General features: G+C 58.2%; 1 protein-coding gene. It reads right to left on the reverse strand.

Features of this window, described 5'->3' with window-relative positions; translation table 11 throughout:
- Positions 1-203, reverse strand: a 203-nt coding sequence (locus tag AAEY83_RS14730) for a hypothetical protein (protein ID WP_351060044.1), incomplete at its 3' end; no start/stop codon positions are given.
- Positions 204-275 lie beyond the last annotated feature (72 nt).

Below are 275 nucleotides of genomic sequence, written 5' to 3' on the forward strand. Positions count from 1 at the left end.
GCGATGGGTGAAGTGGCGAGCAATTTCCCGTCCGGACGCAGCAGGATCACGCTGCCGTACTCTTTGTCCGGGTTCAGTGGAATCCGCGTGTGCACCCAATAGGCGGCGTCCTCTTCAGTCAGAAAGGCCGGGCTCAGTGGCGGCAGCTTGAACGTTGCTGAAGAACTTGCGGTACGACCGGATCGGCCTGAGACATGACTCATATAAACCTGCGCTGAGAATCGGATGAGCAACTGAGTGTGGCCCGTCGGTTTTCTCGAGCTGTGGTACAGGGT

The sequence above is a fragment of the Psychrobacter sp. TB20-MNA-CIBAN-0197 genome (assembly GCF_040309765.1).
In the GTDB taxonomy this organism is placed as follows: Bacteria; Pseudomonadota; Gammaproteobacteria; order Pseudomonadales; family Moraxellaceae; genus Psychrobacter; species Psychrobacter submarinus.